Consider the following 9382-nt stretch of genomic DNA (forward strand, 5'->3'; position numbering starts at 1 on the left):
ATCGCACCATCAAACCGTGGGATCAAACATCTCCCTGGAAGAGATCGCGCAGGACGACACCGCCCGCCGCCTCATAGGCATCGACACCGACGAAGATCGCGCGACGATCTGAGGCCCTGACCGAGGTCTCGGTCAGCATGCGCCGGATGGCATAGGGCTCCTTGTTCCAGGAGTTCTTGATCGCCTCCCAGACCTGCATCTGACGCGCATGATCCGGGTTCACGGTAAATGCCATCAGTTGTTCGAGCGTCATGCCATCCTCGGCATACACCTCGAGCAGGGCAGGGGTCACGGAAGCGAGTTTCAGGCGCTGCTTGACGATCTGCGGCGTGACGAAGAAGGCCGCCGCAATCGCTTCCTCGCCCTGACCCTTTTCGCGCAGGGCCTGAAACGCGCGGAACTGGTCCAGCGGGTGCAGGGCGACGCGCTGCATGTTCTCTGCCAGCGAGTCGTCCTCGGCGAGGATCTCCGACGCCGTATCCCGCACGATGCAACGGATCGGCGCGGTCTTGGCCAGCCGCTTCTGCTTCACCAGCAGCGACAGCGCCTGGAAACGACGGCCGCCGGCCGGGATCTCGAACATGCCGGTTTCGACCCCTTCAGCATCGACCACGGGCCGGACGTTCAAGCCCTGCAGCAGGCCGCGCCGCGCGATGTCCTCGGCAAGTTCCTCGACGGAGACGCCTGCCTTGATGCGCCGCACGTTGGACTGGCTCAGCACGAGCTTGTCGAAGGGGATGTCCCGTGAGGGGGACAGAGTGACTTTCTGGGCTGCTTTCGCCATCAGATCTTCTCCACGACGGGCGCCGGAAGCCACTCTCCCGATCTCACTTCCCGTCACCCCTCAACCCACCAACCTTTTCCTCTCTTCTGCTACCGACACATCGCCGCGTGACTTAACAGCTGTAAAGTCGCGCCGAACTTGATGATCGCTCCAAGAGACTTAACAGCTGTTATGCAGCATTTCGCCGGGACATCAGCGCCATGACCATCGGCCCACAGGAGAACTCGCCCGCCGCTGCCTTGGATGTCAGCGCACGGAGGTAGCCACCGGGCGACCGGATGTCCGCAAAGCGTTCCAGCATAGCGACGACAACGATCGATGCCTGCTCGGGGCCCATGAACCGTTGCGCTTCTTCCCAAGCGGACGCGCTGATCCCCATGGCGGGCCGTACATGGCAAGCCGCGTCGAAAAGCTGATGCCAATGGCGGATGTCGCCTTGGTAAAAGGTTTTGAGCGACGGGCAGCCAGCGATCACCAGATGGAGCGGGATCTTTGGCACGCGTTTTGTGTCCGCTTCTTCCACGTCAGCACCAGGTGCATCCGTTTCAACATCTGGCGCGTCGGCCGACGCCCCGCCTTTTTCTAAGGCAGGTTCAAGATCTATAGATTCTTTATTTGAATTATGATGGTGGCGCTCAAAACTGGCACCATTGGTGCTCATTTCCTCTGTTTCATGGCCATCAAGGACGTTGCGTGCGCGATCGAGAAGGGCTTCAAGGTCGGTCCGATATGCGGAGAGCTCTTCAAGCGTGAGCTTGCGGCGCAGGGCGCGCGCTGTGAGGACAGCCTTGTCGCGAAACTGATCCCACAGGCCAAGGCCGGGCTGGATCTCCTCTCCAAACTCCGCGAGGGCAGCGAGATCGCGCCGCATCAGGCTCACGACCTCCCGCAGTCGCCGCACACGGTCCTCGGCCTCACGCACGGCCTCTGCGGCCCGTGCCACCTCTTCGGACCGGCAGTAGAGTGGCGAGAGATCGAAGCCGAAAGCCACGCGCTCTTCGCCATGCTTGCGGACATACCTCTTCCCGTTGGGGCTATCGCGGCGCATGAGTAAGCCAGCGTCCACCAGGCGGGCAATGTGCCTGCGCATGGTGGAGCAGGGCATGCCATTCAGCCGCTCGCAGATCGCCTTGTTGGACGGGAAGACGACCATTTCAGCGTTCCCGCCAAGCGCATCGTCCGGGAAGAAGCTGAGAAGACCCTGCATGACCGTCAAATCACGTTCTGTGACCCCAAAGGCCGCTTGCGCCTTGGACAGTTCGCGCAGGAGTTCCCACTTGTTGATGGGCTTACCCGGAACAGATACCTCAGGCCGCTCGACCACGCGCAGATGGTTGTGCGAGATCGGCCGCATAAACGGCGAAATCGGTGTGTACTCCATGATGTCATTCACGAAGGCAAAATTTCCCTGGCCCGCGAATCGCTTTGCGCTTGCGGGAAAGGGGCCAGATCGCTACATTCAGAGGTGCGAAAACTGAGTTTTGTAGCGGGCTGGTCCCGTGCGAAACCTAAGAAAGGTCTCGTGAAGCTTGCTTCTCGGGGCCTTTTTCTTTTCTGCCTGTCTCGTGCCTCCTTTTTGGTTGTTGCTCTTCCTCAGTCTTCCTTGCGCTTCCAGCGCTCGTGAAGCTCGGCGATCAGCTGCGGGGCCTTGCCCTCAAGCCAGCTGACAAAATCTCTGTCCTCGGCCTTCAGCTCGAGCTTGAACTGTCGGCCGCGGCGCCCTGTCGCGATGGTTGCAGCCCCGACACCCGGAATGGCCACACTAGGTGCCCCTCGGGGGCTTGATGGGCGGGTCGGCCGCTCTGCCTGCACCACTGCGGCGAGGACGGCCAGGAACGCGGCGTCCGACTTTTCGTCAGGTCCACCGGAGTGAGAGGACCTGGTCTCTGCCGCTAGTGCAGCGAGGTTCTCGCGGTCCACAGATGCATCGCCCAGTGACTTCTTGAGTTCCTCCCAACGAGGCCGGCCGATACCTGGCGCAGCACCTATCGCTAGGACGAGGCTCTCGCCAACCGCGCGGACGACGCTTAACAGCTGCGACACACCAGCTTCGGTAAGACCTAGAACCTCTGCCACGCCCTTGTTGGTGCGTTCCGCCTCTCCCAGGTGATCGCCATTGAGCAAGGCTGCCGCCACCAAGGCACGTTCGATGAAGCTCAGGTCGCGGCGTTCTTGGTTCTCGAGCAGCTGATCCCGAAGCGCCTGATCCCCGTCCATTTCGGTGACGATCGCACGGACCTTGATCCCGAGATCCCGGCAGGCTTCAAGCCGACGCCGCCCGTAGATCAGGCTGTAGCGATCCCCTTCGAGAGGTCGCACGAGGATCGGCACCCGTTGGCCACTTCTGGAGATCGATGCCTTCAGCCCCGCAATCTCGATTTGAAGACGGTCATCCAGCCTGCCCACGGTCTCGACATGGTCAGGCTCGATCTCGAACACGCCGCCCCGCAGCCTGCGCCCCTCAAGAGCGTCGGGGGCATTGCGCAAGGTCTGCAAGGGCAGTCCCAGTTTAGGCTTTCTTGCCATTGCGTCCCCACGTGCTTTGGATGATCGCAGCGATCTCGTCGTTGACGGCATTCATGGACTCGATGGCGCGGTCGAAGGTCTGGCGCGTGAAGTCCTTCTTGTCCGCCTCATACAAGGTCTGCTTGGTCAGCCCGGCATCCGATATCGCCGTCGACTCGACCATGTGGTTGGTCAGCACCGAACGCCCGAAGAGCCCGCGGATGAAGGCGATCACCTCGGTTTGCGGGGCGTCGCCCACCTTGTAGCGGGTCGGCAGGAACCGGAGCCAATCGAACCGCAGGTTGGCGCCTGCATCGCGGATCACGCCCAGCAGGTCGGCCGTCATCCGCAGGAACTGCGACATGGACATGAGGTCAAGCATCTGCGGGTGGACCGTCACCAGGACGCCCGAAGACGCGGAAAGGGCAGACATGGTCAGGAAGCCCAGTTGCGGAGGGCAGTCGATCACGACGACATCGTAGTCACTTTCGACGCTGTCGAGGGCGTCTCGGACTCTCGCGAAGAAAGCGCGGGCGCCGCCACGCTGGATCGCGGCCGGGGTCTCGTGCTCGAACTCCATGAGCTCGAGATTGCCCGGAATGAGATCCAGGCCACGGATGTAGGTCTTCCTGATGACCTCGGAAACCGGAACAGGGTCGTCATACCGGACTGCGTCGTACAGCGTCCCGCCTTCCATGAGGTCCAGTTCAGGCTGGATCCCGTGCAAGGCGGACAACGACGCCTGCGGATCCAGATCAATGGCCAGCACACGATAACCCTTGAACGCGAGTCTCTGCGCAAGGTGCGCTGATGTGGTGGTCTTGCCGCTTCCACCCTTGAAATTCACAACGGAAATGACTTGCAGCTCGTCGCCCTTACGACGGCCCGGCACGTACGTTCCCGGCTTCTTGGCGTTGGCCTCAAGGCTTTGTCTGATCTCCCAGACATCGTCGAGGGTGTAGCGGCGATGGCTACCGGCCGTCGTCTCAACGTCCGTGATCTTGCCTTCCCGATGAAGTTTGCGAAGGTAGGTGTGATCGACACCGAGCAGCTCGGCCGCCTCACCGCTCGTCAAGCTGCGCATCACCTTTTTCGCGTCGGGTGGAAAGTGCGCTGCGCGTTGTGCATGCAGGTTCGAAGCCAAGAGTTCGGCGTAGTGGCCAATGGCGACGTCCAGGTCTTTGTCTATCTCGGTCATGCCCCGCTCGATCCGTGGGCGCGATTTTTATGTGACCGCGCGTTATTTTTCGAGACTATTGCCTGACCGATCAGATTCGCGCAAGCACTTTCTAAATCTGGTGTCAGCCACTGCGTGACGCACAAGAGTAGCCCAAGCTCGCGGACAGGCTTGCCCATGTAGCTAGTGTGATATACATTACTGATCGTATATCCACGCAGGAGGCCAAAATGCAGGTCGCGAAATGGGGCAACTCGCTTGCCGTCCGCCTGCCCGCCGAGCTTGTTCGGGAGCTTGGCCTCAAGGAAGGCGATCAGATCGACCTGGTCAAGGACGACGGCCAGGTCAGAGTCCGTCGTCTGGCGCGCGCGGATGAGGTGCTGACGGGTCTGCGCCGGTTCCGGGGCAAGCTGCCCGCTGCAGAGCGCCTGAGCCGCGATGACGCGTATGAGCGCTGAGTTCGCGGATACGAATGTCGTTCTTTACCTGCTCGACGACGGCCCGAAGGCCGATCGCGCCGAGGTCATCTTGGGGCAGGGGCCCCGGATCAGCGTTCAAGTCCTGAACGAGACGCTGGTCAACTGTCGCCGCAAGGCTGGCCTGAGTTGGGAGGAAGTAGGGGCGTTTCTCGAGGGCGTGCGCGCCTTGTGTCCCGTCGAAGACCTGACCCTTCAGACCCATGACGTCGGCCGCGCCTTGGCGGAACGCTACGGCTTCTCGATCTACGACGCGATGATCGTGGCCAGCGCTTTGGTTGCAGGCTGCACCACGCTGTGGAGCGAGGACATGCAAGATGGCTTGCTGGTGGAAGGCCAACTTCGCATCATCAACCCCTTTGCGCGAGCGGACAGTTTCTGAGCTTGGCGTCTGCCAAAGTCTTGTAATCCTTCCATGTCATGGAGGATTCGCAAGGTTGTTAGGCTACTCAAGCAGACCCAACCTCTCCGCCCGCTCCAGCAGCATCTTGACCGAGGAGGGCTGCCAGCTTGTCCGCCCACGGGGTGTTCGCTCACGCATGGCTTCCAGCCGGCTGCAGATCGCCTGAAGCGTGATGTCCGGATCCGCGCCCTTGATGGCGGCGACGATGGCGGGCAAGCGATCATCCGTCTCGCGCCGCCCGGCGCGGCCCAGCACCGTTTCGGGCAGGAAGCCGTCGCGGACATAGGCATTCACGGCGCGCAAAAGGCGGCTTTGCGTCCATTGGCGCTCGCGGGGCAGGGGGCCGTTGACGATGCGCAGCACGTCCTCCCACGCCATGTCGGGCCGCAGGCGGCGCACATGCGGCACCCAGTCCTGCGCGGTTTCATTGAGCCGCTCCATATAGCCGTCTTGTCGCGCAAGCCGCACCTTTCGCAGCGCCGCCGGATCACCGGCGCGCAGGCCCGGATTGCCGCCAACCCGGCCTTTGGTTTTTGCGCTGGCCAGCCCGGCCTTGGTGCGTTCGCGGATCAAGGCGCGCTCAAACTCGGCGGCGGCACCCAGGACCTGGAGGGTGAACTTGCCCTGCGGCGAGGACGTGTCGATCGGATCATGGAGCGAGCGGAAGAAGGCCCCTTTGGCCTCCAGCCACTCGATCACTTCCAGCAAATGCGACAGCGACCGCGCCAGACGGTCGATGCGCACCACGACCAGCGTATCGCCCTTGCTAATCCGCTCGAGTACGCGGGCCAGCACGGGCCGTGCGCGGTTGCCGCCCGAGGCCTGCTCCTCGTGGATCTCGATGCAGCCTGCGGATTTTAGGGCCTGCGACTGGGGCAGGGGGGTCTGATCCTCGGTCGAGACGCGCGCGTAGCCGATCAGGGGCATAAAATTAGGCCGTTTGCAATTTCATATAGCACCAATAAACGACCGTTTGGAAACGAATGCAAGTAGGCGTTCTCTCGTCGCGCTCGTCCAAAAACCCTTGGTTACCTTGCGCTGAGCGCGATCTGAGAGGTTCCACCGGCAGTCGCGCGCGCATACTATATAAAGAGCGAAGGCAACCGCCACAAAATCACTTGGGTAATGTGCAAAAGGACAGTATTTTGCACATATGAAAACCCAAGCATCCGCTTTAAATGATGATTTCAATGACCCCCTCATCACCATCGAGGAGGATGAAGAGGCTCACGAAGAGGATCTCTGGTTTCTGCCGGGACCACTCGAAGAAGAACCGGATGATTTGCCTCCCGGGCCACGGGCAGAACCGCCCGACACTGCTGTCATAGAAGATTGGGCAAAGGCAGAAGGCGTTCACGCTGCGCGACTCGCACGGGTTGCTGGACGCCTGGGTGCTCTGGATGACCGGCTGCTGCGCGGCCCTGAAGGCTGGCGGCACCGCCTCGCACTGATCGAGGCGGCAGACCTCAGCTGGTTCGCAGGGGATAGGGTCAGTGCTGATCGTCTGGCCCTTTGGGTATCGATGCGGCTGTCAGGCGCACAGGATGACCCAAATGCGCTGGCAAGAGTTGGATGGGCTGTTCGGCGCCTGACAGGCGGTCCCGGACCGAAAGCTGACTTGGCCGCCTTCCTGGATCGCCGCGATCCCGAGAACACAGAAGATTGCGCTGAGCGTTTCGAAGATCGCGCGGGCGGATGGTTGGAGGTAATGGCTGCAGCAGCCGAGCTCCACCCAATCACGCGGGCTTGCATGGGCTTTCATCTCTGGAACCTGGCCGGCCTCGGACAGCACGGTGACCAGATGGAAGCCGCCGTCACCGCGTCCAGGATCGCGGCCAGCGATGGAAGCGGCGCCATCTTCGCACCGCTCGCCATGGGCGGGGCAGGGGGGCTCCGTGTTAGTGGCCCGCCGGTCGATCGCCTCGCTCGCTGGCTTGAGGGAATGGCGACGTCGTGCCTGACTGCGATGCGTTACCTAGATGACATTGAGTCTTGGTTTGTGCGGGCAGAAACCGAAATGTCGCCGCTCTCGGGTAAGACCCCTCCGGCGCTGCTCGCCACACTTACGGAATGGCCACTCGTTTCTGCGCCAATGGCCGAGGCCATTACAGGCGCCAGTCGAACTGCCGTTCAGCGCAACCTTGCTTGGATGGAAGCGCGAGGGCTAATCCGTGAGGTAACGAGACAAGGGCGCTATCGGATGTGGTGCACCGCGAACTGAATGCTGCTGATGAGCTTTCCGAATTCCTTGACGCACTTCTGTCCTCAATAGACCTATGCCCAGAAGGTGAGATGATCGGCAATCTCTGCAGCTATGCGCTGAGACGGCGCAGCCGCTTGTCGATCTCGGCAGGAGGCAGGAAGACCGCCTCATCCGCCCGCCAGATTTGCAGGGCGGAAACAAGAAGCTCGACCTCGCAGACTTCGGCGGCGTGCAGCTCGTCGATGATCCACAGCACGCCATGGACGCGCACGGCGCGGGCGGTGGCGACCTTGCGCAGAAGGTTGTCGCCGGTCAGGAGGATGCCGTTCTCCTGGCAGGTTGTCGTGACGAGGGCGAAGCAGTCGTTGGCCGACAAGCGGCTATGTTCCCGCTTCAGCGCGAAAACCCGCGCGACCTCTTCGCCCGGCAGATCATAGGTGGCAAGGCCACCATCTTCGAGCATCCGCCATTCCTGCGCCGTGAAGTCGAGGAGCTCCTCCTCACGGATGGGCAGGGGCACGATGAACCGATAGGGCAGCCGCAGCAGGACGTGCAGCAACTCTCCCTTCTTCAGGTCGATCAGGCAGGACGCATCATTGACGACGACACAGGTCACTGGTCACGAGGCCCCCTGATGTCGCGTTCGACAACGCTCAAGGGGAGCCCGAGCATCTGCGCCGCCCGCACGGGAGAAATCATCTCTTCGCCAAGCGCGCGCCAGACGAGGCGCTCGAAACGCTGCGGCTTCTCGAAGGCCGCAAAGCCCTCGCCTGGACCGATAGGCTCTGGCTCTTCGCGCCGCCAGCTTCGCGCATAGGTCTTGAACGCATATTCCACAGCGCTCTTCGATAGAATGCCTACCTGGCCGAGCCGCACGAGCATCGCGGCGGCAGAGACGCCATAGGTGCGCTTGAGCCGCATGATCTCTATCCAGGTCATGCCGTGACGGTTTCGGCCAGCTTCCTCTTCCAGATGCTCACGCGGAATGAGGAACGCCCCCGCGAAGCGGTGCATAGAGGGTTCCTTCTTCAGCGCGGCGTTGCCGGTTTCGGTAATGATCCGGTGCGCGAGTTCGTGGGCGAGGTTGAAGCGCTTGCGCTCGACATTGGTGTGGCGAGAGACGACGATCACCTCAGTCGGTGCGCCTTCCGCCCGCTCGACATGACAAGCCAGCCCGTTGATGCGCTCAGGAAGATCGGCCTCGATGACCTTGAGTCCCTTGTCTTCGAGCAGGGCGGTCATACTCGGGATCGGGTCGATCCCGAGCTTCCATTCGCGCCGCACGTCCCGCGCCTTGGCGTCGATAGCCTCTTCATCGGCCACCATGTCCACACGCAGCGCGGCGAAGGGGTTTTCGGCGGGGTGCATGTCGAGGATGTCCTCGATCGCGAGATAGTCTTCGAGCTTCTCGATCACGATGGCTTCCGCCATCGCGCGATCCTGCGCCGAGGCGGTCGAGTTCTTCCTCCACTCGACGCTTTCCAGAGCTTCGACCTGGCCGCCGAGCAGGAAATCCAGCGACACGCCAAGCGCCTTGCCGAGGCCGACCAGCACCGATGAGGACGGCATCATCTTGTCCGCCTCGTATTTGCTAATGGCCTGCGCCGACACGCTCGGGGTCACGCGGTCAGCGAGAGCTTGCATGGATAGGCCGGCCCGCTTGCGGGCAAGCCTGAGCCTTTGTCCGAACATGGTCCTCTCCCGGCGGTTGTTGTTTTGGTTGATAAACGCCATTTTTTACCATATATTTAAACACAAGGTTGGCAGGCTCGTCAACCGAAATCGACACATGGAGCTTTAAATGTCTAGGTGTTCAGTCCCGGCATTTGGTGGA

At 61.7% G+C, this 9382-nt stretch carries 9 protein-coding genes and 1 pseudogene; 3 read left to right on the forward strand and 7 right to left on the reverse strand.

Features of this window, described 5'->3' with window-relative positions; all coding sequences use genetic code 11:
* Positions 1 to 28: 28 nt before the first annotated feature.
* The 4 genes and pseudogenes from PARACOCCUSGL_RS0118870 to repA all read right to left on the reverse strand — a co-directional run.
* Positions 29 to 784: pseudogene (locus tag PARACOCCUSGL_RS0118870) on the reverse strand (ParB/RepB/Spo0J family partition protein); the annotation flags it as partial.
* A 169-nt stretch (positions 785 to 953) separates the two neighbouring features.
* The gene (gene repC, locus PARACOCCUSGL_RS0118875; RefSeq protein WP_029372733.1) at positions 954 to 2165 is read right to left on the reverse strand and encodes a plasmid replication protein RepC; all 1212 of its coding nucleotides are present in this window, start codon (positions 2163 to 2165) and stop codon (positions 954 to 956) included.
* A gap of 212 nt (positions 2166 to 2377) precedes the next feature.
* The gene (gene repB / locus PARACOCCUSGL_RS0118880; protein WP_029372735.1) at positions 2378 to 3310 is read right to left on the reverse strand and encodes a plasmid partitioning protein RepB; all 933 of its coding nucleotides are present in this window, start codon (positions 3308 to 3310) and stop codon (positions 2378 to 2380) included.
* Complete coding sequence (gene repA / locus PARACOCCUSGL_RS0118885) at positions 3294 to 4487, reverse strand: plasmid partitioning protein RepA (protein ID WP_010400282.1); 1194 nt, start codon at positions 4485 to 4487, stop codon at positions 3294 to 3296. The genes repB and repA overlap by 17 nt, the downstream gene beginning before the upstream one ends.
* Before the next feature lie 209 nt (positions 4488 to 4696).
* Between repA and PARACOCCUSGL_RS0118890 the strand changes: the two genes are divergently transcribed.
* Positions 4697 to 4924, forward strand: coding sequence for an AbrB/MazE/SpoVT family DNA-binding domain-containing protein (locus PARACOCCUSGL_RS0118890; RefSeq protein WP_010400283.1), 228 nt, complete (start codon positions 4697 to 4699; stop codon positions 4922 to 4924).
* The gene (locus PARACOCCUSGL_RS0118895) at positions 4914 to 5324 is read left to right on the forward strand and encodes a PIN domain-containing protein (RefSeq protein ID WP_010400285.1); all 411 of its coding nucleotides are present in this window, start codon (positions 4914 to 4916) and stop codon (positions 5322 to 5324) included. The genes PARACOCCUSGL_RS0118890 and PARACOCCUSGL_RS0118895 overlap by 11 nt, the downstream gene beginning before the upstream one ends.
* 63 nt (positions 5325 to 5387) lie before the next feature.
* Here PARACOCCUSGL_RS0118895 and PARACOCCUSGL_RS0118900 read toward each other — a convergent pair whose 3' ends face one another.
* A complete protein-coding gene (locus tag PARACOCCUSGL_RS0118900; RefSeq protein ID WP_010400286.1) occupies positions 5388 to 6272 on the reverse strand; it encodes a recombinase family protein in 885 nt (294 codons plus the stop codon).
* 226 nt (positions 6273 to 6498) lie between these two features.
* Here PARACOCCUSGL_RS0118900 and PARACOCCUSGL_RS0118905 point away from each other — a divergent pair, with 226 nt between their 5' ends.
* Entirely contained in the window at positions 6499 to 7566 is a 1068-nt protein-coding gene (locus tag PARACOCCUSGL_RS0118905; RefSeq protein WP_024845494.1) for a hypothetical protein, read from the forward strand.
* 91 nt (positions 7567 to 7657) lie between these two features.
* On the opposite strand, the gene PARACOCCUSGL_RS0118910 is transcribed toward PARACOCCUSGL_RS0118905, so the two are convergent.
* Both PARACOCCUSGL_RS0118910 and PARACOCCUSGL_RS0118915 read right to left on the reverse strand, forming a co-directional pair.
* Positions 7658 to 8107, reverse strand: a complete 450-nt coding sequence (locus PARACOCCUSGL_RS0118910; protein WP_237701582.1) for a type II toxin-antitoxin system VapC family toxin — start codon at positions 8105 to 8107, stop codon at positions 7658 to 7660.
* 53 nt (positions 8108 to 8160) lie between these two features.
* Positions 8161 to 9282 carry an XRE family transcriptional regulator gene (locus PARACOCCUSGL_RS0118915; protein ID WP_010400291.1) on the reverse strand — a complete coding sequence of 374 codons (1122 nt, stop codon included), beginning with the start codon at positions 9280 to 9282 and terminating at the stop codon, positions 8161 to 8163.
* Between the last annotated feature and the right edge of the window lie 100 nt (positions 9283 to 9382).

It is taken from the genome of Paracoccus sp. TRP, from assembly GCF_000185925.1.
Classification (GTDB): domain Bacteria; phylum Pseudomonadota; class Alphaproteobacteria; order Rhodobacterales; family Rhodobacteraceae; genus Paracoccus; species Paracoccus kondratievae.